26 protein-coding genes and 3 tRNA genes are annotated in these 26,740 nt (G+C 62.7%); 20 read left to right on the top strand and 9 right to left on the bottom strand.

Annotated elements, in window-relative coordinates:
• Window positions 1-41 precede the first annotated feature (41 nt).
• A complete protein-coding gene (gene pta / locus ACX80T_RS00525) occupies window positions 42-2,120 on the bottom strand; it encodes a phosphate acetyltransferase (protein ID WP_024477019.1) in 2,079 nt (692 codons plus the stop codon).
• A 131-nt stretch (window positions 2,121-2,251) separates the two neighbouring features.
• Here pta and ACX80T_RS00520 point away from each other — a divergent pair, with 131 nt between their 5' ends.
• Genes ACX80T_RS00520 through ACX80T_RS00500 form a run of 5 tightly spaced genes read left to right on the top strand, consistent with a single transcriptional unit; the run spans window position 2,252 to window position 4,765 of the window.
• Window positions 2,252-2,593, top strand: a complete 342-nt coding sequence (locus ACX80T_RS00520; protein WP_019483932.1) for a thiamine-binding protein — start codon at window positions 2,252-2,254, stop codon at window positions 2,591-2,593.
• Window positions 2,590-3,246 carry an O-methyltransferase gene (locus ACX80T_RS00515; protein WP_019483931.1) on the top strand — a complete coding sequence of 219 codons (657 nt, stop codon included), beginning with the start codon at window positions 2,590-2,592 and terminating at the stop codon, window positions 3,244-3,246. Before ACX80T_RS00520 ends, ACX80T_RS00515 begins: the two co-directional genes overlap by 4 nt.
• Window positions 3,247-3,255: 9 nt before the next feature.
• Window positions 3,256-3,744 carry a GNAT family N-acetyltransferase gene (locus ACX80T_RS00510; RefSeq protein WP_019483930.1) on the top strand — a complete coding sequence of 163 codons (489 nt, stop codon included), beginning with the start codon at window positions 3,256-3,258 and terminating at the stop codon, window positions 3,742-3,744.
• Between the two features lie 32 nt (window positions 3,745-3,776).
• On the top strand, window positions 3,777-3,908 hold the full coding sequence (locus ACX80T_RS00505) for a hypothetical protein (RefSeq protein ID WP_272942580.1): 132 nt from the start codon (window positions 3,777-3,779) through the stop codon (window positions 3,906-3,908).
• Entirely contained in the window at window positions 3,908-4,765 is an 858-nt protein-coding gene (locus ACX80T_RS00500) for a spermidine synthase (protein ID WP_024477020.1), read from the top strand. The genes ACX80T_RS00505 and ACX80T_RS00500 overlap by 1 nt, the downstream gene beginning before the upstream one ends.
• Window positions 4,766-4,787: 22 nt before the next feature.
• Here ACX80T_RS00500 and ACX80T_RS00495 read toward each other — a convergent pair whose 3' ends face one another.
• Window positions 4,788-5,696 carry a LysR family transcriptional regulator gene (locus ACX80T_RS00495; RefSeq protein WP_459303501.1) on the bottom strand — a complete coding sequence of 303 codons (909 nt, stop codon included), beginning with the start codon at window positions 5,694-5,696 and terminating at the stop codon, window positions 4,788-4,790.
• A 147-nt stretch (window positions 5,697-5,843) separates the two neighbouring features.
• Here ACX80T_RS00495 and ACX80T_RS00490 point away from each other — a divergent pair, with 147 nt between their 5' ends.
• Both ACX80T_RS00490 and ACX80T_RS00485 read left to right on the top strand, forming a co-directional pair.
• On the top strand, window positions 5,844-7,244 hold the full coding sequence (locus ACX80T_RS00490) for an MFS transporter (protein WP_019483926.1): 1,401 nt from the start codon (window positions 5,844-5,846) through the stop codon (window positions 7,242-7,244).
• Complete coding sequence (locus tag ACX80T_RS00485; RefSeq protein WP_019483925.1) at window positions 7,244-8,074, top strand: 3-hydroxybutyrate dehydrogenase; 831 nt, start codon at window positions 7,244-7,246, stop codon at window positions 8,072-8,074. The genes ACX80T_RS00490 and ACX80T_RS00485 overlap by 1 nt, the downstream gene beginning before the upstream one ends.
• Window positions 8,075-8,116: 42 nt before the next feature.
• On the opposite strand, the gene ACX80T_RS00480 is transcribed toward ACX80T_RS00485, so the two are convergent.
• Window positions 8,117-9,568: an NCS2 family permease gene (locus tag ACX80T_RS00480; RefSeq protein ID WP_019483924.1), complete on the bottom strand. Its 1,452-nt coding sequence runs from the start codon at window positions 9,566-9,568 to the stop codon at window positions 8,117-8,119.
• 112 nt (window positions 9,569-9,680) lie between these two features.
• Here ACX80T_RS00480 and ACX80T_RS00475 point away from each other — a divergent pair, with 112 nt between their 5' ends.
• The 4 genes from ACX80T_RS00475 to ACX80T_RS00460 all read left to right on the top strand — a co-directional run bounded on the left by ACX80T_RS00475 (window position 9,681) and on the right by ACX80T_RS00460 (window position 13,968).
• Window positions 9,681-10,286: a copper resistance CopC family protein gene (locus ACX80T_RS00475; RefSeq protein WP_019483923.1), complete on the top strand. Its 606-nt coding sequence runs from the start codon at window positions 9,681-9,683 to the stop codon at window positions 10,284-10,286.
• Between the two features lie 546 nt (window positions 10,287-10,832).
• Window positions 10,833-12,050, top strand: a complete 1,218-nt coding sequence (locus ACX80T_RS00470; protein ID WP_019483922.1) for a quaternary amine ABC transporter ATP-binding protein — start codon at window positions 10,833-10,835, stop codon at window positions 12,048-12,050.
• Between the two features lie 5 nt (window positions 12,051-12,055).
• The gene (locus ACX80T_RS00465; RefSeq protein WP_459303627.1) at window positions 12,056-12,991 is read left to right on the top strand and encodes an ABC transporter permease; all 936 of its coding nucleotides are present in this window, start codon (window positions 12,056-12,058) and stop codon (window positions 12,989-12,991) included.
• A 65-nt stretch (window positions 12,992-13,056) separates the two neighbouring features.
• Window positions 13,057-13,968, top strand: a complete 912-nt coding sequence (locus ACX80T_RS00460) for a glycine betaine ABC transporter substrate-binding protein (RefSeq protein WP_019483920.1) — start codon at window positions 13,057-13,059, stop codon at window positions 13,966-13,968.
• Window positions 13,969-14,074: 106 nt separating this feature from the next.
• Here ACX80T_RS00460 and ACX80T_RS00455 read toward each other — a convergent pair whose 3' ends face one another.
• Entirely contained in the window at window positions 14,075-14,713 is a 639-nt protein-coding gene (locus ACX80T_RS00455) for an FAD-dependent monooxygenase (RefSeq protein WP_019483919.1), read from the bottom strand.
• A 270-nt stretch (window positions 14,714-14,983) separates the two neighbouring features.
• Here ACX80T_RS00455 and ACX80T_RS00450 point away from each other — a divergent pair, with 270 nt between their 5' ends.
• Window positions 14,984-16,006: a universal stress protein gene (locus tag ACX80T_RS00450; protein ID WP_024477025.1), complete on the top strand. Its 1,023-nt coding sequence runs from the start codon at window positions 14,984-14,986 to the stop codon at window positions 16,004-16,006.
• 51 nt (window positions 16,007-16,057) lie between these two features.
• Here ACX80T_RS00450 and ACX80T_RS00445 read toward each other — a convergent pair whose 3' ends face one another.
• From ACX80T_RS00445 to ACX80T_RS00435, 3 genes are all read right to left on the bottom strand, one after another.
• Window positions 16,058-17,578 (bottom strand): C40 family peptidase, encoded by a 1,521-nt coding sequence (locus ACX80T_RS00445; RefSeq protein ID WP_459303500.1) that lies wholly within the window; start codon window positions 17,576-17,578, stop codon window positions 16,058-16,060.
• Window positions 17,579-17,756: 178 nt separating this feature from the next.
• Window positions 17,757-18,677 carry a cation diffusion facilitator family transporter gene (locus ACX80T_RS00440; RefSeq protein WP_019483328.1) on the bottom strand — a complete coding sequence of 307 codons (921 nt, stop codon included), beginning with the start codon at window positions 18,675-18,677 and terminating at the stop codon, window positions 17,757-17,759.
• Window positions 18,678-18,720: 43 nt separating this feature from the next.
• The gene (locus ACX80T_RS00435; protein ID WP_019483327.1) at window positions 18,721-19,080 is read right to left on the bottom strand and encodes a metallopeptidase family protein; all 360 of its coding nucleotides are present in this window, start codon (window positions 19,078-19,080) and stop codon (window positions 18,721-18,723) included.
• A 131-nt stretch (window positions 19,081-19,211) separates the two neighbouring features.
• Here ACX80T_RS00435 and ACX80T_RS00430 point away from each other — a divergent pair.
• The 5 genes from ACX80T_RS00430 to ACX80T_RS00410 all read left to right on the top strand — a co-directional run bounded on the left by ACX80T_RS00430 (window position 19,212) and on the right by ACX80T_RS00410 (window position 21,818).
• Window positions 19,212-19,284: transfer RNA gene (locus tag ACX80T_RS00430), tRNA-Glu, on the top strand.
• A gap of 87 nt (window positions 19,285-19,371) precedes the next feature.
• Window positions 19,372-19,445, top strand: a tRNA-Asp gene (locus ACX80T_RS00425).
• A gap of 57 nt (window positions 19,446-19,502) precedes the next feature.
• Window positions 19,503-19,578 (top strand) — tRNA-Phe (locus tag ACX80T_RS00420).
• 234 nt (window positions 19,579-19,812) lie between these two features.
• Complete coding sequence (locus ACX80T_RS00415) at window positions 19,813-20,943, top strand: TerC family protein (RefSeq protein WP_019483326.1); 1,131 nt, start codon at window positions 19,813-19,815, stop codon at window positions 20,941-20,943.
• A complete protein-coding gene (locus ACX80T_RS00410) occupies window positions 20,940-21,818 on the top strand; it encodes a helix-turn-helix transcriptional regulator (protein WP_337459703.1) in 879 nt (292 codons plus the stop codon). Before ACX80T_RS00415 ends, ACX80T_RS00410 begins: the two co-directional genes overlap by 4 nt.
• A 134-nt stretch (window positions 21,819-21,952) precedes the next feature.
• Here ACX80T_RS00410 and ACX80T_RS00405 read toward each other — a convergent pair whose 3' ends face one another.
• Both ACX80T_RS00405 and ACX80T_RS00400 read right to left on the bottom strand, forming a co-directional pair.
• A complete protein-coding gene (locus ACX80T_RS00405; protein ID WP_024476248.1) occupies window positions 21,953-22,345 on the bottom strand; it encodes a YtxH domain-containing protein in 393 nt (130 codons plus the stop codon).
• Between the two features lie 120 nt (window positions 22,346-22,465).
• Window positions 22,466-23,665 (bottom strand): PucR family transcriptional regulator, encoded by a 1,200-nt coding sequence (locus tag ACX80T_RS00400; protein ID WP_019483320.1) that lies wholly within the window; start codon window positions 23,663-23,665, stop codon window positions 22,466-22,468.
• A gap of 97 nt (window positions 23,666-23,762) precedes the next feature.
• Between ACX80T_RS00400 and ACX80T_RS00395 the strand changes: the two genes are divergently transcribed.
• From ACX80T_RS00395 to ACX80T_RS00385, 3 genes are all read left to right on the top strand, one after another.
• Window positions 23,763-24,845, top strand: coding sequence for a ferredoxin reductase (locus tag ACX80T_RS00395; protein WP_459303499.1), 1,083 nt, complete (start codon window positions 23,763-23,765; stop codon window positions 24,843-24,845).
• A 13-nt stretch (window positions 24,846-24,858) separates the two neighbouring features.
• A complete protein-coding gene (locus tag ACX80T_RS00390) occupies window positions 24,859-26,043 on the top strand; it encodes a fatty acid desaturase family protein (protein ID WP_459303498.1) in 1,185 nt (394 codons plus the stop codon).
• Between the two features lie 139 nt (window positions 26,044-26,182).
• Entirely contained in the window at window positions 26,183-26,683 is a 501-nt protein-coding gene (locus tag ACX80T_RS00385; RefSeq protein ID WP_459303497.1) for a hypothetical protein, read from the top strand.
• Window positions 26,684-26,740 lie beyond the last annotated feature (57 nt).

The following is a 26,740-nucleotide window of genomic DNA, read 5'->3' as shown; positions in this document are numbered from 1 at the left end:
TCAGCGTCCGGTAAGCCGAACCAGTCGATCGCCTTTGCCAATCACTCTCCGGTGTCCTGCGCCTGGACGGCGGTGATTGCCACAGTGTTGACGATATCTTCAACGGTGCAGCCGCGGGAAAGGTCATTGACCGGCTTCCGGAGGCCCTGCAGCACCGGCCCCACAGCCACGGCGCCCGCCGACTGCTGGACTGCCTTGTACGTGTTGTTGCCCGTGTTGAGGTCGGGGAAGATGAAGACGGTAGCCTGACCGGCGACCGATGATCCGGGAAGCTTCGACTTCGCGACCGAGGCGTCGACGGCGGCGTCGTACTGGATCGGGCCCTCCACCGGAAGCTCTGGCCGCAATTCCCGCACCAGCTCAGTGGCTCGGCGTACTTCGTCCACTGCGCCGCCTGAACCTGATTCGCCGGTCGAGTAGGAAAGCATGGCCACCCGTGGATCCACGCCGAACTGCTCAGCGGTCTCCGCCGAGGCCACCGCAATATCGGCGAGCTGCTCGTCGTTGGGATTGGGGTTGACGGCGCAGTCGCCGTAGACCAGTACGCGGTCGCTCAGTAGCATCAAGAAGACCGAGGACACGATCTTTACACCCTCCTTGGTCTTCACGAACTCCAGCGCCGGCCGAATGGTGTTGGCGGTGGTGTGCGCCGCCCCAGAGACCATGCCATCCACTTTCCCGAGCTGCACCATCATGGTTCCGAAGTATGCGCCTTCGAGCATACGTTCCCGGGCATTTTCGATGGACACGCCCTTGTGGGACCGTAGCCGCACGTACTCGGCGGCGAACTCTTCGCGCAAATCGGACGTGGCCGGATCAACGAGGGTGAGCCCGGACAGGTCGATGCCCTGCCCCGCCGCGAGCTCGCGGATCTTCGTCTCTGGCCCGAGAATGGTCAGATCGCAGACGTCCCGGCGGTGCAGGATCTCGGCGGCCCGAAGGATCCTCAGGTCCTCCCCCTCGGGGAGAACGATGTGGCGACGCTGGGACCGTGCCCGCTCGATCAGGTCGTGTAGGAACCGCAGCGGCGTCATGGTGAGCGCCCGGGGGAGTTCAAGCCGCTCAAGAAGCTCCTTCTCATCGACCTGGCGGGCCCAGGCGCCGAGGGCCGCCGCCGCCTTGCGCTTCAACCCGGTCGCAATTTCCCCGCGCACCTCACTGACCCGCCGTGCTGCGGTGTAGGTGTCATCGTCGAGTGTAAAAACGGGGAAGGGCGCTTGCGCCAGCAGGGAAAGGATCGTGGAATCAGGGGCGAGACCACCGGTGAGGATCAGACCGGAGGGCACGGGGAATTCCGGTGAGAAGGAGGACGCAAGGGTTGCCACCATGACGTCGGCCCGATCTCCGGGGACGATCACCAGGGCCCCGTCGGTGAGCTTATGAAGAAAGTTTCCGACGTTCATAGCGGCGACCTTGATCGACGCGACGTCCCGTTCAAGGGTGGGGCTACCCGCAATCTGCCGGGCCCCGAGCGCGCGGGCTACCTCGCCGACGGTGGGCCGGGAAATCTCCGCAAGTTCCGGAATGACATACACGGGACGCCCGGACCGCCCGGGGCGGACCTGCGAGCTGATCTCAGCGACGGCGTCGTCCGCCGCCCGGTTGACCATCATGGCCAGCAGCGAAACCTGCGCGGCGTCCAGTTCGCGGCGGGCGACGTCGACGGCGTCGGCCGCTTCGGACACGGACATCTCCTTGGCGTTCACAACCGCCAGCACCATGGCGCCGAGATTGTTGGCGAGCCGAGCGTTCAGGTCGAACTCGAGCGGGGCGTCGTGCCCGCTGAGGTCGGTGCCTTCGACGATGATGACGTCGCAGTCCCGCGCGATCTCGCTGTAAATAGCGACGCACCGGGTGTCGATTTCTTCCCGCTGGCCTTTGACCAGGAGGGCCCGCGCCTCGGTGCGGGTGAGACCGCCGCGGGCGCGTGCCGGCGGAAGATCGAATGAGCGCTGCATCAGGTTGACCATCGGGTCCGCTTCCACGTCATCGCCTTCAACGATGGGCCTGAAGAACCCGACCCGGTCCGAATGCCGGTGGAGCATGTCCGCCAACCCCAGAGAGATGAGGGACTTACCTGAGCCTTCAGTCATGGCACTGACATATATTCCGCGAGTCATTGCCCCATCCTGCCAAACGGTGGACGACCTAGCCATGACGGCGGGCACATCCGGAGATTTTATCTCGCTGGCTCAGCACCAATCTTGCTGCAACCCCTTCCGCTGGGGTGCCGATATGCCAGACTTGGACCATGCTTGTAGCCTTCTCAGTTGCCCCAGCCGGAACCGGTGCCACCACGGCGGAGAACGCGGATGGTTCGGTCCACGACGCAGTGGCCGAAGCCGTCAGGATTGTCCGCGACTCGGGCCTGCCCAACCAGACGGATTCCATGTTCACCACGATCGAGGGTGAGTGGGATGAGGTGATGGACGTGATCAAGCGGGCCACCGCAGCAGTCGGCAAGTACGGCAGCCGCGTCTCACTGGTATTGAAGGCGGACATCCGCCCAGGCTATTCGTGTGAGCTGACCGGAAAAGTGGAACGCCTCGAGCAGGCCATTGACGAGATGGACGAGTACCAGGGCCATTCATGACTGGGTGGGCCGCTGTCGAACGTTATCTGGTGGACACGGTGGTCCAACCGGATGAGGCGCTGACCGGGGCAGTTGACGCGACTGCCGCTGCGGGGATGCCCGCCATCGAAGTCACCCCCACGCAGGGGAAATTCCTGATGCTGCTGGCACGGATTCAGGGCGCACGGCGGATCCTCGAAATTGGCACCCTCGGCGGATTCAGCACCATCTGGCTGGCCCGGGGCGTGCCCGACGACGGTCTGGTTGATACCTGCGAGTACGAGCAGGCCCACGCCGAGGTGGCCCGCCAGAACCTGGATCAGGCAGGTGAGGGCCATAAGGTCACCATCCACGTGGGTGCAGCGCTCGACACCCTTCCCACTCTGACCGGACCCTACGACCTGTTCTTCATTGATGCCGACAAAGCGAACAACCCGCGTTACCTGGACTGGGCGATCAGGTTGTCCCGGCCAGGCAGCGTGATCGTCCTCGACAACGTGGTGCGCGGTGGAACCGTCCTTGAGACGAACGGTGATGACGCGGTGCGGGGCACCCGGGAAGCGCTGGAACTGCTGGGCAGCCACCCCCAACTGGAGGCAACCGCTATCCAGACCGTCGGGTCCAAGGACTGGGACGGGTTTGCGGTGGCCGTGGTCGTTGCCGCCGCGGCATAAACTGGGCGGGTGATTTTTTCCATCCGCCGGGCGTCGCCCGACGACGCAGAAACCTACTCCCGCACCCACCTGCAGGGCCTGCACGAGACCTATGCGCAGATCATGCCACCCCAGTTTCACGCGTACTACGACGCCGAACTGCCTGCCCTGATCGCCAAGCGGCGGGCTGCGCTCGAGGCCGGTGCCTCCAGTTGGGTGGCGTTCGATGAGGCTGGGACGGCCGTGGGCATCGCAACGTCGGGGCCGGGCCGGGATGAGGATCGTCCCGACTTCGAATTGCACCACATTTACACCCTCGCCGCGTCCCACGGCACCGGGTTGGGCCAGCGGCTTTTGGATACCGCCATCGAAAACCGGGCCGCCTACCTGTGGATTCTCAACGGGAACCCGCGGGCCGAACGCTTCTATCGGCGGAACGGCTTCGAACCGGACGGCACGGACACTCTCTGCGGGCCCACCTGGCACCACCGGCCGATGTTCCGGATGCACCGCCAGTAATGGTGGCCATCCGGGCGGCTAGCATGGCACCTATGCCCATATTCCTGGTTCGGCGCGCCCTTCCCGACGACGACGAACTCCTCGGAGTGGTGCTCGCCCGCTCAACCCGGGATGCCGGCATGATCGCCGACGGGCTGACCACTCCTAAGGTGGGGCGGCAGTAATGGGACGGCAGAGACCGGCCCGGCCCGGCGACCCGAAAGCCCAGCCCGATCAGGGCGACTCAGGACCGGTTGCCGGAACCTACGACATTGACACCGGCACCTGCGAAGTGGAACCCGACCCGTTCAACCCCAACGGCTGGATCCTCAAGGTCAACGGAGTACCCAGTTCGCACATCGATCTCAGCGACCCGTTGCGCCTGGACTTCGAATACATGAGGTGGATCGCGGCACTGGTCGAATCCCAGCGACGCGACGGCGGGCCCCTGCGGGCGCTCCACCTCGGCGGCGGAGCCTGTTCGCTGGCGCGGTACTTCGCCGCATCGGTACCGGAGGCTCGTCAGGTGGTGGTGGAACTCGATAGCAGACTTGCCGGGTTGGTGCGGGACTGGTTTGACCTCCCGCGTGCCCCGCTGGTGCGCATCAGGGTGGGCGAAGCCCGCGAGGTAACGGAATCCCTCACCGCCGGAAGCCGCGATCTGATCATCCGCGATGTTTTTGCGGGCAGCAAAACCCCACGGCCGTTGACCACCCTTGAGTTCACCCAGCACGCCAAGAGGGTGCTCAGTGAAAACGGCCTCTATCTGGTCAACTGCGGTGACTCACCGGACCTCGCCGGCGCCCGCCGGGAGGCGGCCACCATCGGTGAGGCATTTACTTACACAGCAGTGATCGCTGACCCAGCCATGCTGAAGGGACGACGGTATGGCAACGTCATCATCGCCGGCAGCGAGACACCACTGGATCAGGATCCGGGGCTGGCTCGCGTGCTGCTGGGTGGGGGAGTACCAGCTCAGGTGTGGGACGACGCCCGGGTGCGGAAGTTCAGCAACGGCGCGCAGGTCCTCCACGATCAGTGACCCTGCAGCCGGGCGAAGGTAGTCAGAACCGGATCGCGGATCTGCCCAGCAGGTGATCTTCGTAGGCTGCAGTAGCATCGCGGAGGGCCGCAACAACCACAGCTACGGCTGGCTGCCGCAGTGAATCCGGTCTGGCGACCAGCCAGTAGCCGAGCCGCTCGGCGATCTCGGCAGGAAGAAGACGGACCAGATCATCATGCCGGTCTGCCATGAAACAGGGCAGGAGCCCAATCCCGGCGCCAGCCCGGGTAGCCTCCACATGGACAAAGACATTGGTGGAACTGAGCGAATCCTTCATCGTCGGCAGTAACCGCCGAGGGGTGTCGAGACTGTCCACCTGCAGCATCGAATCAATGAAGTAGACCAACTGGTGCTCAGCTGCCTCGACGACACTGCGCGGGGTGCCCCATTCGGACAGGTACTCCCGGGAGGCGTAGAGGCCCAGCATGTATTCACCCAACCGGAACGCCTCAGCGCGATGCACCTGAGGTTCACCGACCACCACCTCAAGATCAAGTCCGCTGCGGGTCTGCGAGGCGCGGCGAGTGGCGGCGACTATCTCGACGGACAGTCGGGGATGCTCCCGCCGCAGCCTGGCGAACGCTGGCGCGGCGATGTAGGCGCTGAATCCGTCGGTGGCGCTCATCCGGACGACGCCGGTTACCGGGGCGTCGTCGTCGCCGTCGGCCAACCCATTCACCGCTGATGCGACCCGCTCAGCTGCGGCGACCGCTCGAAAACCCAACTCGGTGAGCTCCCACCCACCGCTGGCCCGAACCAGGACATGACCGCCGAGGCTTTTCTCCAGGGCAGCGATCCGCCGGGACACAGTCGTGTGGTTCAGCTCCAGCGCCTCGGCGGCAGTAGTGAACCGGCTGCTGCGGGAGACGGTCAACAGAATCAACAGGTCGCTGGGGTTGGGAAAGCTCATATCTGCATTTTCGCAGTATCGAGGTGCGGAGTTGGTCATTGAAGCGGTCAACATCTGCAGCAATACTCAATGAGGTTGTTCCTGGGGTGACGCCTGTCACAGTACCCAGTAGGCATAGTGTCACCGTCGACACAGAAGGAGAAAGCCATGAGCGTCAATCAACGCTCCACCCAGTCCGGCCCGCAGGGAACCCCGGGGCGCGACCGTACCGACGAGTCAGGTCTGAAAAAAGTTGTCGCAGCCTCGATGGTCGGGACAGTTGTCGAATGGTACGAGTTTTTCCTCTACGCCACCGCCGCCACCCTGGTCTTCGCGGTGGTGTTCTTCCCCAACGCGGCGACCCCGCTCGATGGGATCATCGCAGCGTTCCTGACCTACGCCGTCGGCTTCATCGCCCGTCCGCTCGGCGGGATCTTCTTCGGCCAGATTGGAGACAAGCTCGGCCGCAAGCACACCCTCCAGGTGACCATCATCCTGGTCGGTGTAGCGACCTTCCTGATGGGCTGCCTTCCGGGCTACAACACGATCGGGTACTGGGCTCCGGCCCTGCTGGTAGTCCTGCGCTTCGTGCAGGGCTTCGCCGTCGGCGGTGAATGGGGTGGCGCCGTTCTGCTGGTTGCCGAGCACAGCCCCAACAAGTCCCGCGGGTTCTGGGCCAGTTGGCCGCAGGCGGCTGTCCCCGTCGGCAACCTCCTGGCAACCGTGGTTCTGCTGACCATGTCGTTCATCCTTCCCGAAGACGAATTTCTGGCCTGGGGCTGGCGGGTAGCGTTCTGGCTATCAGCGGTCATCGTGGTCATTGGTTACTACATCCGGACGCACGTCAGTGAAGCGCCGATCTTCCTTGAGGCACGTGAACAGGTTGAGCGCGAGAAGTCGATCAACTACGGGGTCCTCGAGGTAGTTAAGAAATACCCCAGGGGAATCCTGGGCGCCATGGGCTTGCGCTTTGCCGAGAATATTCTTTACTACATCATTGTCAGCTTCTCGATCGTCTACCTGAAGACCGTCCATGAATACGACACCAGCCAGCTCCTCCTCGCGCTGCTGATCGCCCACGTGGTCCACTTCCTGGTGATTCCCCAGGTGGGCCGGCTGTCTGATCGTTTCGGCCGCAAACCTGTCTACCTTGCCGGAGCGATTCTCGGCGCCACCTGGGCGTTCTTCGCCTTCCCGATGTTTGACACCCAGAACCCAGTGATCATCATCCTGGCGGTCACCATCGGCCTGTGCTTCCACGCCCTGATGTATGCGGGACAGCCAGCCATCATGGCTGAAATGTTCCCCACCCGCATGCGGTATTCGGGGGTTTCCCTCGGCTACCAGGTGACATCGATTATTGCCGGGTCGATGGCGCCGATCATCGCGACGGCCATCCTTCAGGAGACCGGTTCCTGGGTGGGGGTTGCGCTCTACGTCCTGGGTGCGTGTGTGGTGACCGGCATCGCCGTCGTCACCCTAAAGGAAACCAAAGGAATCTCACTGCGCGACGTCGACGCCGCGGACGCGGAGCGCCACGGCATCCCGGTTCCGAACGGTACTGCCTGATGGCATCCACACAGGTGAAGATGCCAGCCCAGCCACCAACCCAGCGGACGGTTGAGGCGGCACGTCCGGGCAGAACTACCAGCGCGCAGCCGCTCGCCGGGCGCCGGGCGCTCGTGACCGGCGGTGCCAGCGGGATCGGAGCGGCTACCGTCCGGGCGTTTGCCGCTCAGGGTGCGCATGTGACCGTCGCGGACCGCGATGGCGACGGTGCCGCCGCGCTGGCCGAGGAAGTGAATGGCGAATCGTGGACCGTGGACCTGCTGAGTACCGGGGAGCTTGAGGACCTCAGCCTCGACGTCGACATCCTCGTCAACAACGCCGGTATCCAGGCGGTACAGCCAATCCACAAGTTTGACCCAGCCGACTTCCGACGGATCCACACGCTGATGTTGGAGGCACCCTTCCTGCTGATCCGAGCCGCGCTGCCCGCGATGTACGACAGAGGCTTCGGCCGGATCATTAACCTGTCCTCAATCCACGGGCTGCGGGCGTCGCCGTTCAAGGCGGCCTACGTGTCGGCGAAGCACGGGTTGGAGGGCTTGTCCAAGGTGACGGCGCTGGAGGGTGGCGAGTACGGCGTCACCAGTAACTGCGTGAACCCCGGATATGTCCGCACCCCGCTGGTCGAAAACCAGATCACTGACCAGGCGCGTCTGCACGGGATCTCCGAGGAAGACGTGCTGTCCACCATCATGCTCACGGAAAGTGCCATCAAACGGATGGTCGAACCGGAAGAAGTGGCAGCTCTGGTGTGCTGGCTGGCGTCCGACGTGGCAGGCATGGTGACTGGTTCGTCGTATGTGATGGACGGGGGCTGGTCCGCGCGCTGACGGTCAGCCTGGGCTGGCCCCTACCGCGGGACCAGCCCAGGACTATCGCAGACCCAGCGCCAGTTCGATCGGTCCAATACCGAAAAACACCACAAATGCGCCCGCCACAACCCACATCAGGGGGTGAATTTCCCGGGCTCGACCCTGGAAGGTGCGGACCAGCACATAGGCAATGAACCCGGCGCCCAGGCCGTTGGCAATCGAGTACGTGAACGGCATCAGGATGAAGGTCAGGAACGCGGGGATCGCAACCCCCCAGTCCTGCCAGTCGATGCGGCCTACCTGTGCCACCATCATGAACCCAACGACGACGAGCGCCGGCGCCACGGCTTCGAACGGCACCAGGGAGATCAGGGGGGTGAAGAACATCGCCAGCAGGAACAATACGCCGGTGACGATGTTGGCGATACCGGTGCGGGCGCCTTCACCGATACCAGCTCCCGATTCGACGTAGATCTGGTTTGAGGACACCGACCCGGCACCGCCGGCGACGGCGCCGAGGGCATCGACCACCAGGACCCGGTTGACGCCGGGAATGTTGCCCTTCTTGTCCACGAGCTTTGCCTCGTTGGCGAGGCCCACCATGGTGCCCATGGCGTCGAAGAAGATGCTCAACAGGATGGTGAACGTGAGCAGCAGGGCCGCGGTCGCCCCGATGGTGCTGAAGGCGCCGAACAGGCTCACGTTGCCGATCAGTGACAGATCAGGAACTCCCACCCAGGCCCCGGTCGGAAGTTCGGGGACCACCAGGGACCAGCCCTGGGCGTTGGTGCCGTCCGGGCCAACGCTTGGCCCGACGTCGGCCACTGCTTCAATGCTGACGGCGAGAATGGTTGAGGCAATGACACCGATCAGGATCCCGCCTCGCACCTTGCGGACCACCAACGCGATGGTCAGAATCAGACCGAAGACAAACACCAGGGTGGGCCAGCCCAGCAGCGCGCCTTCGAAACCGAGGCCCACTGGCACTGTGGTTTGAGCGACATCCGGCACCCGCCTGACGAACCCAGCATTGACGAGTCCGATGAGCGCGATGAAGAGGCCGATACCGACCACAATCGCGGTTTTGAGGCTTTCAGGGACTGCGTTGAATACTGCGGTCCGGAATCCGGTGAGAACCAGGATGAGCATGGTGAGGCCGGCCAGCATCACTAGACCCATGACCTGCGGCCAGGTGAGTTCAGGGTTGGTGGCGACGGTGATGGCCACGAAGGCGTTGACGCCGAGGCCGGTCGCGAGGGCAAACGGGTACTTGGCCCAGGCGCCCATCACGATCGTCAGGATTCCTGCGACCAATGCCGTCACGGCTGCGACCCGTTCGAAGCCCAGCTCGGCGCCCGATGAATCGGCCCCGGCAAGGATCAGCGGGTTGAGGACAACGATGTAGCTCATGGCGAAGAAAGTTGCCACTCCGCCGCGGATCTCCCGGGACATAGTGCTACCGCGGTGGGTTACTTCGAAATAGCGGTCCAGTACGGAACCCTTTTTGAGCATGGTCATTCCTCGAACGGTGGGGGGTGTGGTCTGCGGATCGAGTCTATCCGCTCGACGCCGGGTGCGCCGCTTCTCCCAGCGTGCTGACAGGCCCGCCACGTAGAGTTGACACATGAGTACTACCTACCCCGCTGCACGCTCCGTCGTCGATCATTCGTTCCTGAGGGTCGCCGCCCTACTGGCCGCGATGTTGCTGGTGGCCTTGATGACTGTCCTCGGGTCCGCCCCGGCAGCCAATGCCCATGACGAGATGACCGGCAGCACCCCTGAGCCAGGGGCGAGCGTCGAGATGCTTCCCGAGGTGGTGGAGTTGACCTTCTCCAATGTGCCGTCGGGGATTGGGTCGGAGGTCGAGGTCCTCGACGCGAACGGCGAGAATTGGGCCGAAGGTGACGTGGCAATCATTGACCGGGTGGCCAGCCAGCCGCTCCGCGCTGATGCGCCAGCGGGTGAATACACAGTGAACTGGCGGGTAGTCTCCTCGGATTCCCATCCCATTGAAGGCAGCTTCGCGTTCACCGCGACGGCAGGCGGGGCCGCGCAGCCCCCGGGCGCCGCTGCCAACACCCAGGGGCCAATTGAAATCGAGGAGTCAGAGCAGGCTGCACAGGGTGATTTCCCGTGGAGCATCGTGGTGATGGTCGTGGTCCTGATCGCGCTGGCCGTGGTCCTGGCCGTAACCGCCCGGAAGAAGCTACGTCAAGGCGCCGACGCTTAGCTCTGCTGTGAAGTTGTAGGGCCAAAATTCATTCGCAAAAGCCATCATTCTTACCGGAGCTTATTAGGTCGCTATTTGCATTGCTGTCGGCAAACGGGCGCCCTCGTATATAACGAAAGAACATCGATTCGCTGGCATGAATCAGCTGGCTACTCCTTCTTTAAAAATCCCTGAGTTCATCGGGATCGGACGCCCTCCGACGGTTCGGGTCGGCCCTGAAGCAGCGTGCCTGGAAGTCGGTCTTGAGGTGCCAGGCGGGGTTTTTCCGCGTCCGGGACGAGCTGTCACCGGTATATTGGGTTACTCAATACCGCCGATAGTGATCGCCGAATTTGGATTAGGGCAATTGTTGCCCGTCCGTTGTCTGCAAATGTGCAGACCTATTTTCCGATTTTGTAGCGGTGCAGAGGGGTAGCAATCTTTTTGCCTTAGCCTCTTTGAGCCAGTGCACCTTGTGGTGCCATTCAGCGTTCCGTAGCAAGTGTAAATTGAGCTGCCGCAGGCTGCGCAAATCAAAAGCAACGTAGAGCGAGGAGCAAGATAACTGTGCCAGTCATTGAGGCCCGCGAGGTCTATAAGGTCTTCGGACACAGGCCCGAACGTGCCGTCGATCGGATGCGGGCTGGCGCTAGCCGCGAGGACCTCCGCAAGGACAACCTGACCCCGGCCGTTATCGACGCCAGCTTTGACGTCGCCGAGGGCGAAATCTTCGTGGTGATGGGCTTGTCCGGGTCCGGAAAGTCGACGCTGATCAGGATGGTGAACGGCCTTCTGATGCCGACTGCAGGCACGATGAAGGTCGCCGGTGAGGACATCACCCGGTTGAAGGGCAAGGACCTCCGGCGTGTGCGGAGGGAGAAGGTCAGCATGGTTTTCCAGCATTTCGCGCTCCTTCCCCACCGCACAGTTGGTGAGAACGCCGCCTACGGGCTGAAGGTGCAGGGGCTGAACCGGTCTGAACGTGAGAAAAAGGCTGAGGTGGCCTTGCAGATGGTCGGCCTTGAGGGCTGGGGCGGGTCACTTCCGGGAGAACTCTCCGGCGGGATGCGGCAGAGAGTGGGTCTGGCACGGGCTCTTGCAGCCGGGACCGACGTCATGCTGATGGATGAGGCGTTCAGCGCACTCGATCCGCTCATTCGACGCGAAATGCAGGACCAGTTGGTTGACCTGCAGCACCAGCTTGGCAAAACCATCCTGTTCATCACCCACGACCTCAACGAGGCGATGCGCCTGGGCGACAGGATAGCGATGATGCGCGACGGGCGGATTGTGCAGATCGGCACCACTGAACAAATCCTCAACGACCCTGCCAACGACTACGTTGCGAAGTTCGTGCAGGACGTGGATCGCACTCGGGTGCTCACCGCATCGGCCGTGATGGAGCAGCCCGTCGCACTGCTCGGCAGCGAACAGGGCCCACGCGCCGCACACAAGCTTCTCCGCGAGCACCAGCTGTCCAGCCTGATGGTTGTCGGATGGGACAAGACCCTGCACGGGATCGTGCATGAGCACGACGTTGCCGCCGCCGTCGCAAAGGGCACAGACAATCTTGACGGACTGCTTCGCTCCGCGGCGACGGTCCGCCTTGACACCCCACTCGCCGACCTAATGACAGCCGCTGCTGAAAGTGTCGTGGCACTCGCAGTCGTCGATGACCGGGGGCGGCTAAGCGGTGTGATTCCGCGGGTTACGCTCCTCAATGCCCTGGGCGACCCCAACGCGACAGTTGAGCATGTTGGACCCGATCAGGAGGTAATGGCGTGAGCCTGATGACCAGCCGCACCGACGGTGAAATTGTGCCCCGCATTCCTGTCGGCGAAGGGATCGAGACCGTCTTCGACTGGGTCGACGACAATCTCGGCGGGTTCTTCCAGGCAGTACGTGACCTCGTTCTCGGTGCCACCGACGGACTGGCTGACCTACTGAACTCCCCGGCGCCCCTCGTGCTTGTGGCCTTGTTATCACTACTGGCCTGGTTGGTGAAGGACTGGAAGTTCGCCGTCGTGTCATTCGTGGGTTTGGCCTTCATCATCAGCGTTGATCAGTGGGAAAACGCGATGACAACGTTGGCTTTGGTCCTCATCGCCACCTTCATCGCGCTCGTGATCGCTATTCCACTCGGCATCGCGGCAACGAAATCCGCTGCGGTGAGTAACGCGATCCGCCCGGTAATGGACCTGATGCAAACCATGCCAGCCTTCGTCTGGCTGGTGCCCGTGGTGACGCTGTTCAGCATCGGTCCCGCCGGTGGTGTGGTTGCGACAGTCATCTTCGCCCTGCCGCCGGGAGTGCGCCTGACCGAACTAGGTATCCGTCAGGTCGATTCCGAGGTGGTCGAGGCCGGACATGCGTTCGGCAGCAAACCAGGACACATCCTGCGCGGCATCCAGATCCCCTTGGCGCTACCGACGATCATGGCCGGCGTCAACCAGGTAATCATGCTTGCACTCTCGATGGCGGTCATCGCCGGGCTCGTGGGCGCCGGCGGCCTCGGCGGTGCCGTCACCTCCTCGATCGCGCAACTCGATATCGGTCTGGGCTTCGAAGCCGGATTGTCGGTGGTGGTCCTCGCGATCTTCCTCGACCGGGTCACTGCTGCCGTCGGAGATGGTAGATCAGACCGTGACCGCCGCGTTCTCGGCGCCCTGGGTCGGTTGTTCGGTCGTCCCGAAAACAAGCCAGTTCCGCTCGCCACAAAATCTTGACCCTCCAACCAATCCTCGGGCGCCGGTTTAGAAGGCGCCCTCCGATGAATAAGGAAAGAAGATCAATGACTAACAAATTACGTACCCGCCGGGTCGGAGTACTTGCTGCACTGATGACTGTTGCGCTCGGCGCAACAGCATGCGGTGGATCGGATGCCCCAAGCGACGAGGGATCCGAAGCAGCGGCCCAATCCATCACGCTGGGTATCATCCCCTCCTGGACCGACGGGCTGAGCACCGCCTACCTCTGGGAGAACATCCTTGAAGCCGAAGGCATCGACGTCGAGATTCAGGAATTGAGCGAGGCCGCGCCGCTCTACACGGGCCTCTCCAACGGAGATGTCGACGTTTACCCCTCGGGCTGGTCCGAAGCGACGCACGCCGAGTACATGGAAGAGTATGGCGACGACATTGAGGATCTTGGCGCCTACTACGACAACGCCAAACTGACTTTCGCCGTGCCGGAATACACCGATATCGATTCGATCGCGGACCTGACCGGGAACGCCGACATGTTCGACGGCCGGATCGTGGGTATCGAACCAGGAGCCGGCCTGACGGCGGTGACCAAGGACAGCGTTATGCCAACGTATGGCCTTGAGGAGGACTACGAGCTGGTTGAGTCATCCACGACGGCGATGCTGACGGAGCTGCAAAGCGCCGTCGATGCCGAGGAGGACATCGTGGTGACCCTGTGGAAGCCGTTCTGGGCCAACAGTTCCTTCCCTCTGAAGGACCTCGAAGACCCTGAGGCAGCGCTTGGCCCGGTAGAAGGACTGCACACGTTGGCGCGTACCGGATTCACCGAGGACTTCCCCGAGATCGCCGAAATGATGACCAACTTCAAGCTGGACGACGACCAGTACGGTCAGCTTGAGAACCTCGTTGTCAACGAGTTTGGGTCGGGCCAAGAGGCTGAAGCCGTCGAGCAGTGGCTTGAGGAAAACCCTGACTTCATTGATGGGCTCAAGGGCTAACCCTCTCGATATCCCCAAGGGCTACCGCCTGTTGACGGGAGGACCGGATACTTCCGGTCCTCCCGTCGTCGTCGGTGGCCAGATGGGCGCGTGGCCAGGGGAGGGCCTAGGCGCCGAGTGCCCGGGTCGGTGGCAGCCGTAGCGGAGGGTGCTGAACAATCGCAGCACTGACCAGTTTCGCTTGCCTGACAATTTCTCGGGTGCTGGGGCTGAGCAGCTCGCCGACTCCCACCAGATGCAGGCCAATCGCCCGCGCTGCAGCCTTGAGGTCGTTGCCAACCGCCAGACCAAGCGACAGCAGGAACCGCCGCAACTGGTTCTGCGGGTACTTGGTCAGCACCACATGGTCGGCCAGTAGCACGCCGCTTCCGGTTTGGACCGCCCATTTCTTGGACCCGAGCACAGGGGTGGGCAACAACTTCGAATGGCCCACCACGCACAAATTCTCGGCGATGGTGCTGTGCCGGATGTCCAATGAATGGCTGCTCGCATAACCGCGCAGCAGCCGAAGCAGCTCTGTTCGTTCCGATAGGGACACCGAGTCGGTCATCACCGTACGGGACAGCTGACCGGTATCGAGCGGGTCCATGCATTCCACAACGATTGACTCGATACCCCGACGACTGAGTTCGCTGGCCACAGCCAATCCCGAAAGACCCGATCCAATGACGACCGTGGTGGTGAGCTCCGCACCGCCGTGCACGTCTGAGCGCGAGGCACCGGTTCCGGGCGACGGTGAACTCACAGGGTAGACCTCCGAAAGGGAAGGGTTAGTTCCGCACAGCCCGGCGCCTCTTCCGGGCTGTGCGGACACTTGGCTGCGAACGGGTCAACCAAGCGCATTTCGTTACGCCTGAGCAAAATGTGGCTCATTCAAGTAACGATTTCTCGAAGCCTATATAACTTTGACCACGGTGAATAGTCCTATGCGGAAGAGTAAGGTTTGAAATAGTTTGGCGGCGATCGAGGATCGCTGATCCGGCGCCGGTAGTTGTGACCGCAGGGAGGCAGGGCCATGGAAAAGGCACAGTCTGAAAATGGTGTGAACAGTCTCTACGGCAGCGGCATTGTGGTGGGGGTGGACGGCTCTGATCAGAGCCAGTGCGCCCTGGTCTGGGCGGCCCATGAGGCGGCGCGTCGAGGTACCCGCCTCAGCGTCGTCACCGCCTATACGGTGCCGGTGTTCGCGGCCTCAAGCATGGATGCCGGGTACGCCACAATTGACGACGCCGTCATCCGTGAGGGTGCGGAGGCGGTGCTCAAACAGGCAGTCGAACGTCTCCAGGGACTCCCCGTGGATATTGATCCACGGGTGGAGGCCGGAGACGCTGCGGGCGTCCTCCTGGAGCTGTCCGAGGAAGCCGAACTGATCGTCGTTGGGTCCCGTGGCAGAGGAGGTTTCGTCGGGCGCCTCCTGGGCTCGGTCAGCAGCGCGGTCCCGGCCCACGCAAAATGCCCGACGGTCGTTATCCCCCTCTGCGCCGCACGTCGGCTCACTGAAGCGGGAGTCGAGCCGCCGAAGGGGAAGGGGGAGCCGGGACCCACGGCAGACCAGGTGGAGCAGGTTGTGGTGGTGGGAGTGGACGGCTCGGAGCAGGCGCGGATGGCGTCGCTTGCTGCCGCGGAGCAGGCCGTATCCAGAGGGATGCCACTGCGGGTGGTCTGCTCGTTGCCGCCCTTCACCGGATCCCTTGCCTGGGTTCCCGCACCGTTGGACCGTGAAGCCCTCCACGCGGACATCCGCATCTCGCTGAACGCAGGAAGGGAGTGGCTGCAGAGCCACTTTCCGAGCCTTGAGATCTCAGTAGAGCTGCTCGACGGTCCACCGGTTGAGGTGCTGATCGAGAGTTCGCGGACGTCCGAGCTGCTGGTAGTCGGCACCCGGGGACGTGGCGGGTTTGCTGGAATGCTGCTCGGCTCCACCAGCCAGGGTGTTCTCCATCACGCGAAGGGCCCCGTGCTGGTTGTTCCGGATGGCAATGATCCACGGTTGCTTGACCGGGAGAACTTCGGGCCGATGGTGGCCCCAACCAGCTAGTTCAAATGCCGTCAGTTCTTTGTGCCGGGCGGTGAGGCCCGGCACAAAGAACTAGAACCTTGCGACCAGCGGGTACAGGTTCGGCATGCCGCCCATGTGCGCCAGATCGGTCACGAGAATTCCCTGCGATTCGTTGAGCGCGTTCACTACCCTGTTGTTCCCGATGTAGATGCCAACATGGTAGAAATTCCCTGGCGATCCCCAGAACACCAGGTCACCCGCCTGAGCCTGTGCCAGCGGGACATGGTTGGAGCTGGCTGCATATTGTGCGGTGGCTACCCGTGGCAGGGAGATACCGGCAGAGGCGAATGCCTGCTGCACGAGTCCCGAGCAATCGAATCCCCGCGGTCCTGCACCGCCCCACTGGTAGAAGTGTGGGGAACCAGTCTTGGACATGGCGTAGCTGATCGCGGCCGACACCGATCCACCGTTTGAGGGTGGTGGGGCAGGTGCCGGCGCGGGAACGGGCGCTGGTGCGGGTGCCGGTGCCGGTGCGGGAACGGGCGCTGGTGCGGGAGCGGGTGCCGGTGCGGGAGCGGGTGCCGGTGCGGGTGCCGGTGCGGGCGCAGGCGCGGGCGCGGGTGTTGTTGGCGCGGGTGTCAACGGTGCCGGTGCCGGTGTTGACGGCGCCGGGGCTGAGGGACTCGGCCGATTTACCGCTGGCGTAGTGGGATTAGGTGCCGGCGCCTCGGAGGCGGGTGCCGGTGGGCGAATTGCGGCGGGTGCGGCCTGCTGGACGGCCAATGGCGATCCCTCGGACCGCTGCGTCTCCGCGGCGGCTGCGGCACGCTCGGACTCAGCGATGATGCGAGCAAGCTCTTCCTCGCGCTGTTGCTCCTCAATCCCTGAAATGCGCTGCTCTTCGAGTGCTGCTGTGGTGTTGCGCAGCGAGGCCAGCTGGTCAACCAGAACGGTGCGCTCCGCCTGCCGCGACTCGACCAGTTGGGCTGCGGCGTCTGTGGCCCGCTGGTTGTCTTCCCCGGCTAGTTGGGCAGTCTCGGCCGCGTCTGCTGCCGCCTGTCGGGCAGCGGCAGCGTCCAGACGGAGTGCTTCCCACGTCTTGGCAGCGGTCTGTGCGTTTGTAAAGGTTGCGGCCCGGTTGGCTGACAAGCCGTACATGGTGGAGGCCCGGGACATAATCTCGTCGGGGTTCTCTCCACTGAGCAGCATCGTCATCCCGGGGGTAACGCCGCCCGACCGATACAGGTCGCCAGCCAACTGCCCCACCTCAACTGCTGCGGCGTCGTGGGTCAGCGCTGCCTCTTCGGCAAGGGCGGTGGTTGCAACGGCGGTGGCGCGTCGCTCGTCCAGGGCAGCGAGTGCATCAATGTAGGCACCCTGAGACTGCATCGCCGTTGTCTGTGCATCCTGAAGGTTTGCCGTGGCTTCGGCGAGGATTCCTTCGATCTCGCCCACCAATGCGGCTTTCGCCGTCGTGCTGTCCAGCGCGTCGGCGATCTCGGCTTCCGTGGGGATTGCGTTCGTCTCGGGGGCGGCCACTCCCGGAGCCAAGCCAACACCACTGAGTAGGACTGTCGTGGCGAGGACACCGACTGCTCTAAAGGAGCGCATGCGCCGCTTTCCTGATGACTGCACTATTCCCCAAATCTTCGCGCGGCGTATTACACAACAGTCACGACAGTAATGGGATGCATGTCACTTTAGCAACATTAGTCACACAGGTACCCTAAACAACAGGAGTGTCATTTGATGACGTTTGATCACGGCGTGTCGCGAAAGCGTTGGAAATTCAAGCGTGCTGGCGGCTTTCGTGAATGGCGTGCTCCGCAGGCTCGATCTGGAAGGTGCAATGCTGGGTATCGAAATGGTTACGGAGACAGTGGGTCAGCCGATCGAGCACTCGGTCCACGCCGTCTGCGTTGAGGGTGGCTTCGTCTACCACCACGTGGGCTGAAAACACCGGCACACCGGAGGTGATAGTCCACGCGTGAATGTCATGGACGCCGACGACGCCGTGCACCCCAAGGATGTGACTGCGAATCATCTCCGAGTCCACACCCTTCGGCGCCGATTCGAGCAGTACGTTGATGACATCCCTGAGGAGGCTCCAGGCCCGCGGCAGGATCATCAGCGCGATGGCTATCGACGCGAAGGTGTCGGCGGGAAGATAGCCGGTCGTTGCAATCACGACGGCGGCAACGATCACCGCTACGGAGCCCAGCAGGTCACCGAGCACCTCCAGGTACGCGCCGCGGAGGTTGAGGCTTTCGGCTTGCCCTCGACGGAGAATGAGCAGGCAGACGAGGTTGGCGACGGCACCAACCACAGCCGTGATGATCATGATGTCGGAACGGATGTCGGGGCTCGTGTTGAAGCGGCGTAGCGCTTCGATCAGGATCACGACGGCGATCACCACCAGAATGATCGCATTTGCGAGTGCCGCCAGGACCTCTGCCCGCTGGTACCCGTAGGTACTTCGCCGGGTGGCGGGGCGGGTGGCTATCCAGGAAGCGAGGAGGGCAATTGAGACGCCGGTGGCGTCGGACAGCATGTGCCCGGCATCGGCGAGCAGGGCGAGTGACCCGGACCAGATGGCCCCGACCACCTGGACCAGCACAATCGTCAGGGTGATTGCGACGACGATGACCAGCTTCCGGCGATGCTTGCCGGTCGCCGTGCCCTGGGGTAATCCGTGATCGTGCCCGTTCATAAAAACAAGTATCCGCTGTCGGGTCGAGGATGTGCGAGCAGGACTATCCCCAACCGAGCTCGTGCAGCCGCGCGTCGTCAATCCCGAAATGGTGGGCCACCTCATGGATAACCGTGATCAGGATTTCGTCAATGAGTTCTTCACGGCTGTCACAGTGCCGCAACAACGGCTGCCGGAAGATGCTGATGCTGTCCGGGAGGGATCCCGCGTCCCACCAGGAATCCCGTTCGGTCAATGGGGTGCCTTCGTAGAGCCCGAGGAGTTCGGTGTCCGGATCCTCGCCGGGGCCCGGCTCGTACTCTTCACGCACAAAGATGGCGACGTTGTTCATGGTGCGCATCAAATCTTCGGGGATCTGGTCGATCGCGTCATCCACGGCTGACTCGAAGTCTGCAAGGGTCATTTCGATGGGCACACCAACGACTGTACCGTCGGGGCAGGCCCGCCGACGGGTTCGTTTTGTGGAATCGCCAAACAGGCCCTATAGTTTTATAGGTCCACAGCAGGGGAAAATTCTTGCCTCGTGTGGTCCTGGCCCCCATCGTCTAGCGGCCTAGGACACCGCCCTTTCACGGCGGCGGCACGGGTTCGAATCCCGTTGGGGGTACGCAAGAGCAGGCTGGTTTCGGAGCACTTCGAGGCGGTCAAGAAGCGGCAGAGATGCTGGTAGGCTGAAGCTCTTGCAAAAAAGCAAGGCCCTGTAGCGCAGTTGGTTAGCGCGCCGCCCTGTCACGGCGGAGGTCGCGGGTTCAAGTCCCGTCAGGGTCGCTCAGGTTCATCAGTTTCGACTGGTTGACCGCGGTGACTGTCGTAGGATAGTTGCACGGCTCTGTAGCTCAGTTGGTAGAGCGTTCGACTGAAAATCGAAAGGTCACCGGATCGACGCCGGTCGGAGCCACCAGCTAAAACCCCCGGATAATCCGGGGGTTTTTTCTCTTTCACCGCCCTTTGTCGAGAAGTCGACTGCACAACGATGATCCTTGACGGCAAAACATGAACTGTGATTCACTTGTTGAGTACACGGAGGGGAGTACCCCCTAATAGTCCCGTCGTCATTACGGCCCCACGGTGGCCCGGCAGACAAGCCCTTTGAGGGCTGGGAGAGACCTCCGATCGATTCGATCGGAGGAATTTCATGGATGTCCCATTCTGGATTTGGGCTGCGGTACTCGGCTTCATCGTTGTCATGCTGGCTATCGACCTTTTAGCTCACCGGCGGGCTCACGTCATCGGGGTTCGAGAGGCAGCTGTCTGGTCAGGTGTGTGGGTGGCCTTCGGGGTCTCTTTCGGTGTGCTGATCTGGATGAACTGGGGTGCTGAGTTTGGCCAGCAGTATTTCGCCGGGTATCTCATTGAAAAATCCCTCTCGGTAGACAACGTCTTCGTCTGGGCTATCATTTTCAGCTACTTTGCCGTACCCCGAGAATTTCAGCACCGGGTCTTGTTCCTGGGTGTGCTGGGCGCACTTGTATTCCGCGGGATCTTCATCGCCGCCGGTGCCGTGCTGATCCAAAACTTCGCCTGGATCCTCTACGTTTTTGCCGCATTCCTGCTTTACACCGGGTATCGGATGATCCGCCAGCGAAACGACCATTTGAACCCCGAACAGTCACTGGTGTTGCGCGGGTTCCGACGCTTCGTGCCAATGAGCGAGGCGTACCACGGACAAAAGCTGCTGGTACGCCGCAACGGTGTACTGCTGGCCACTCCGCTCCTGGCAGTGCTGGTATTGATTGAGTTCACCGATGTAGTTTTCGCCGTCGACTCGATCCCGGCGATCTTCGCGGTTACTGATGAAGTGTTCCTGGTCTTCACCGCCAACGCCTTCGCCATACTGGGTCTGCGCGCCATGTACTTCCTGCTGGCGGATATGATCCACCGTTTCATCTATCTGAAGGTCGGATTGGCCCTGGTGCTGATTTGGGTCGGCATCAAGATGCTCCTCAAAATCGATCTGTTCTACATCCCCACGACTTTCTCGCTGGCGGTGGTTGCAACGATTATCGCGGTTTCCGTCGTCGCCAGCCTGCGCGCGACCCGAGGGCAGGGACGTAAATCCATCCCCCAACCGACGGATCCGCCTTTCCGGGTCGCCACGGAGGAAGAGAACGCGGAGCTGGAGCCGGTCTGGCGGGGGCGCAGGAGGGAGCTCGGCGGGTCTTCGGTCGACGCCGGAGGCACCGGCAAGGACACTGATGAAGACGTTCGCGACCCCACCGACGAGGTTGACCCGGAGTCAGCGACTAAGGGTGGCGGCGTACGATGACCGGAGCCGCATTCATTTTGTGTCGTCCCGTCGCCGCTGTCATCACCCATGATTCAGATGTCACCGTCCTGGCGCATAGCGCAGTCGGGGTGGCTTCAGAGTTAGGCTCTCCGTTGCTCTTTTTCGTCCCCATCCAGCGACCGCCGTTCACCGCCGATCCGGCGATCGTAGCGAGGATGTATCAGCGAGCATTGCGTGAAGCCGAATCCCTGGCAGCTTTGGCGCGGCCGATACTGGACGCAGCAGGGTTCTCCAGTTCCACGCGCGTTGTCTGGCACGGCAGTTGGTCGCTCAGGCGTTCACGCCCTGCCCTGACGACGGCCCTGGCCCGTGCGGTACGCAAATCGGGCGCTACTGCCGTCGTCACCCCCCTTGAACTACCCACGCGAGCCATCCGAGGTGTAAGAATCGTTCACCTGGATGCCATCAGAAAGCATCCGGCAAACTTGTTCGAAGCAACTCCCAATACGTCGAAGGGAAGAACTACTCCAATGTCCGGAATAGACAACACGAGAACGGCAATGGAGAACCCGGTCACCAGGGCGAAGACCCCGAGCACGGTCCCCGCCCAGCGTCCACCGTGGACATTTCTCACTAATCACGGCCATGTACTTTTGGCGGTGACTGCGAACTCCCGCGCCCTCGTCGAGGACATCGCTGCCACCGTTGGCATCACGGCCAGAGCAACTTTGCACATCCTTGCTGACCTGGAGGACGCCGGCTACCTCCAACGGGTGCGGGAAGGCCGCCGGACCCGATACGTCGTCCAGCCCACCCAGCACTTCCGTCACCCAGCCACAGCGCATCAGGAGATCGGTGCGCTCCTGGCAATCTTCACTCCGACCAACGTCACCCCACCCAAAGAGTCTTCATGAGGTAACGACCACCGCCCTTCTCGAAAGGCCACCGGACCGACGCCGACGGTTGCCTGCTGTGGACCAAAGAGAATGCCCCGCGCCCTGGACTGCGGGCGCGGGGCATTCGGGTAACTACCCCAAACGGGAGCTACCTAGACGGTGTCCGGGCGGGTGTCATCGTCCTGGTTCTGGAACGGCGTGTCCTCAACCTTGGCGGGGTTGCCCCCGCTGGGGCCGGTGGACGCTGAACCGGTGGACGCTGAACCTGTGGAGGTTCCCTTGGCGTCATCGGCCTTGTCGCTGCGGTGCAGTGCACCGGAGACCGACTCCTTGGCCTTCTTGACGGCGCCGCCAGCCTGCTCCTGCACCTCGGGCATCTTGTGCTTCAAGGTGGAAGCGGTGTCAGCAACAGTCTCCTGCACCTTCGGGTTGTTCCACAGTTCGTCAGCTTTGGTCTTCAGCTTGTCGTAGCTGTCCCTACCGGCACGCGAGCCGAGCACATAGCCGGCGGCCATGCCTGCTGCGAATACAAGTTTGTTCTTCATGATGGTGCTCCTGTCTGATCGTTCTAAGTTCTTATTGGCTGGATGAACCGTCTGGTGTGTTCGACCCAACCAATCTTCTAAGCAACCTTAGTTTATTCGAGGTGGATCCGATAGGCCGTGTCAACGCCGCCCGGCATGGAGGGCTAGCTGGAGTTCGAATCGGATCTGGGGATTCTCCAGGTCGTCACCGAAAGCCTCGCGAAGCTGAATGAGCCGGTAGCCAACCGTCTGCGGATGAATTTCCAGTTCGGCGGCAATGGGTGCCCGCTGCCCCCAATGCTTCAACCAGGATTGGAGAGTCTCCACGAGTCGCTCCCGCTGGGCCGGCCGCAACCCGTCCAGCGGCGCCAGCCGACGCTGGGCCAGCTCGGTGATTGCTGTGGGTTCGGCGCCAAGAATGACCTGTGCCAGATGCTCGTCGGCCCAGATGGGAGGATCCTCGGGCCCTTCACGTGGTGGGAACACTGTGGCGGCCAGAACTGCCAACCGCAACGAGTCGGGGACCCGTTCCCAGCCGGAGGCCGGCCCCACTGCTGCCGACCGTCCCTGTAGTGCCTTCGATAGCTGGCGGCGGGCCGTTGGGGTGTCGCGGGTGGGGACCAGGACCACCGCGTCTGTTTCCCGTTCCACCAACAGGGAACCGGGGTCGAGCTGGCGGCGCAGCCCCGCGGCCCGGTCAAGGGGCAGCGTGACCACGGTCATCTGTGCTGGCAAAGCCCAATCAGCCATCGATGCCGCCTGCCGCAGCGCCGCCTCGTCTGCCTGCCCGAGCAGTAGCAGTTCCAACAGCTCGGTCCTGCGCCGATCGACTGCCCCGGCACGCTCGGACTGCTCATACGCATACGCCTCGGCGCTCACCGCCGAAAGCTCGTCAATGTAGGCCAGGATTGACTCACCAAGGTTCACCACCACCTCAAGGCCCAGATCCTGCTTCATTGAGATCCGCGACATCTCACGGAAGGTCACCCGGGCACCCATCCGGTAGGCGCTCAGCAGGGCATCCATGCTGCGACCCTGCCGGAATTCCCCGCTCCCCAGCCCTGCTACCAGCTGCCTACTCTCCTCGGACAGGGCGGGCAGCCTGGTCCCCGGCAGCTGCAGGAAGCGCTCAAGAGCTACCGCGACCCCGCGCCGTAAGCCCCGACCGAACCGACCCTCAATGGGCCTCGCATAAGTCGGAACCAGTTGCGGCACAGCCTCAATGATCGCTTCGACGACGCCCGGCATCAGGGGACGCAGCAGTGCGCTGATCTCTTCGGGTAGGGCAAGCCAGGGTGGCTCCAACGCAAGACTCGCAGCGCCGGGTGTGGTGGAACTCATGCAATGCCTCGAGGATTGTTTCGACGGGATAGTTTCCTTGGCTTAATCGTATGTCCTGCTAGGAGAACTACGGCGACCGTTATTCTAGACTTGAAGGATGATTCGGCTCCGTCAGCTTGCCCGCGCCGCATCCGTTCTGATCACTCCTCTCGCCCCTGAAGACGTACTAGCCCTCTTCAACCCGGTGTACTCGAGCCGTCAGCTGCGCGGTGTGGTTACTAAAGTCGTGTCCGAAACGCCCGATTCGGTCACCATCCACTTTCATCCCGGGTGGGGTTGGAAAGCGCACCAGGCTGGCCAGTGGGCTCGTATCGGTGTGGAACTGGATGGCGTTCGCCACTGGCGCTCCTATTCGCTAAGTGCCGCCGCAGGCGCGGATCCCGCAATTACGGTGACCGACGCCGGCGCAGTCTCGGGGGTCCTGGTACGCAATACCAAGCCGGGCGATGTCCTGTTCCTCGCTCCACCGCAGGGCGAATTTGTCCTCCCTGAACATCCCCGCCCGCTGCTCATGCTTACCGCCGGTAGCGGGATCACTCCAGTGATGTCGATGGTCCGGACCCTGGTGCCACGACGCCCGGACGCCGACGTCGTCCTGATCCACTCGGCGAGGACGCCGAAGGACAGTCTGTTCCTGGAAGAGCTGAACGAGCTGGCCGACCAGTTCTCCAATCTCCGGGTAACCCACCTGTTCACGGCTGAGCGAGGCAGGCTGGACTTTGGATCCGACGCCGAACTGGAAGAGTTGTGCTCAGACTGGCGTGAACGTGCAGCCTACGCCTGCGGTCCTGAGGAGTTCCTCGATGACGCGGAGGCGCTGTGGGCGTCCCAACCCACGCTGTCTGCGGGCCAGGAGGCCTCGGAGGGAAGTACGCTCACCATCGAGCGGTTCAGCACCAATCTTGCCGGCAGTGAGGGGCACGACGGCGGATTGGTTCAGTTTGAGGCGTCCGACCGCGAGGTTGAAGCCGACGGCGATACACCCCTGCTCGACGTCGGCGAGGACGCTGGCGTGCTGATGCCCAGCGGATGCCGGATGGGCATTTGCCATAGTTGTCTTACCCCGTTGCGAGCCGGTCAGGTCCGCGATCTCCGCACGGGGGAAGTTCATGGGGAACCCGGCCAATTAATTCAGACGTGTGTTTCGGCAGCAGCCGGACCCGTCAATCTGGACCTTTAAGGAGCACCACCGTATGACGACACTGACCGAACGCACTGAGACGAAGCCCGTAGTGACCCGGCCCGGGGCGCTCGCTGCAACCGGGCATCCGCTGGTGAGGCCGCCAGCAGCAGCGCATCTGTCCGATGAACAGATTGCGGAGCTGGGCCGCGAGCTTGATGCAGTCCGCGACGAGGTGCTCGCCAAGCGTGGAGCCACCGACGCCGCTTACATTCGGCGGGTCATCAAGGTTCAGCGCGGCCTGGAAATTGCGGGCCGTGCTTCCCTGTTGGTGGGCCGCAACAGGGCGGCGTGGGTGGCAGGCACAGCTATGCTCAGTGTCGCCAAGATCCTTGAAAACATGGAAATTGGGCACAACGTGCTCCATGGCCAGTGGGACTGGATGAGGGATCCTGACATTCATTCCACCACCTGGGAGTGGGACTTCGTGACTCCGGCCAGGTCCTGGCAGCACACCCACAATGACCTGCACCACCGTTGGACCAACGTGGTGGGCAAGGACCGGGACGTCGGCTACAACCTGCTGCGCATGGATGCCGATCAGCCGTGGACCCCCTTCAACCTGGGCAACCCGCTCTATAACGCGATCCTGGCGCCAGTCTTCGAGTGGGGAATTGCTCTCTACGACCTGGAAATCCCCGAGTACAAAGAGGGCCTGAAGTCCAAGGAGGACATGTCGAGGGACCTCAAGGCGGTTGGCGTCAAAGCGGTAAAGCAATTCACCAAGGATTACGCTGCCACGCCCGCTGTTGCGATGTTGACTGGTTCCGGAAAGCAGGCGCTCTACGGTACGCTCGCCGCCAACGCGATCCGCAACGTCTGGGCGCACGCGGTGATCTTCTGCGGACACTTCCCCGAGGGCACCGACACGTTCACCGAGGAAATGGTTGAAGGTGAAACCCGCGGCGACTGGTACGTCCGCCAAATGATCGGTTCGGCCAACATCTCTGGCTCCAAGTTCATGCACCTGATGACCGGCAACCTGTCGCACCAGGTGGAGCATCACTGCTTCCCCGACCTGCCATCGAACCGCTACGCCGAGGTTGCTGTGAAGGTGAAGGAAATCTGCAACCGCTACGGATTGCCCTACACCACCGGGCCCCTGCCAAAGCAGGTTGCGTCAACCTGGGCGAAGGTCTTCAAGCTGGCACTTCCCGAAAAGGGACGGTTCTCGCTGCGTCAGAAGGTTACTGCCTAACGTTTGGTGAGCTCCCGCTCAGAAGGCGCCCCGGTCGAGGAGAAGACCGGGGCGCTCGTGCGTTAAGTAACATGTCAGTGGGAAGTCAAATGAATCGGGAGATGCCTGGGTGTTGGGATCGCGTGTCACAGTTGCTGCCGTGTGCGCGCTTGCCTTCTCGCTCACCGGTTGTGGTGACTCCGGCCCTGAGCCGAAAGGCACCGCGATTGAACTTCCCGACCTCACCACTGACCCACCCACCGACGAACCCTCCGCTCCGGCTGAGGATTCCCTCGCCGAAACCGCCGACCCGGAGGGTTCCCCCGGCTCCTCATCACCTGACAACTCAGGGGACAGCGGATCCGTGGGCACCAGCATGAAGGACTGCGTCATTGTGGCCGCCGGGGTTTCCTCGATCCTGCTGGCGCCGCTGAGCTTCATGGGATCTTCGGATGATGAAACGGTCGAACGGCTCCACAACCAGATCGACGATGTGCGGTCAATGGTTCCCCCGGAGCTGGCTGACGATTTCGACCGGCTGCAGGAGGTGGTCACGGCCAGTACCGAAAATGGGGGGAGTTTCGACGAAGCCTCCTACCGGGAGGCCGTGGCACCCGTTGAGCAGTGGCTGCACGAGCACTGCAACAAGCCCGTTCAGTAGTCGCCGTCGACGGGCGCCCCCTGGCAGTGCCTTCCAGGGCGGGTACCCGTTAGGCTG

The organism is Arthrobacter sp. Sr33 (genome assembly GCF_054511195.1).
This window is presented reverse-complemented; position numbering and strand designations above follow the sequence as displayed.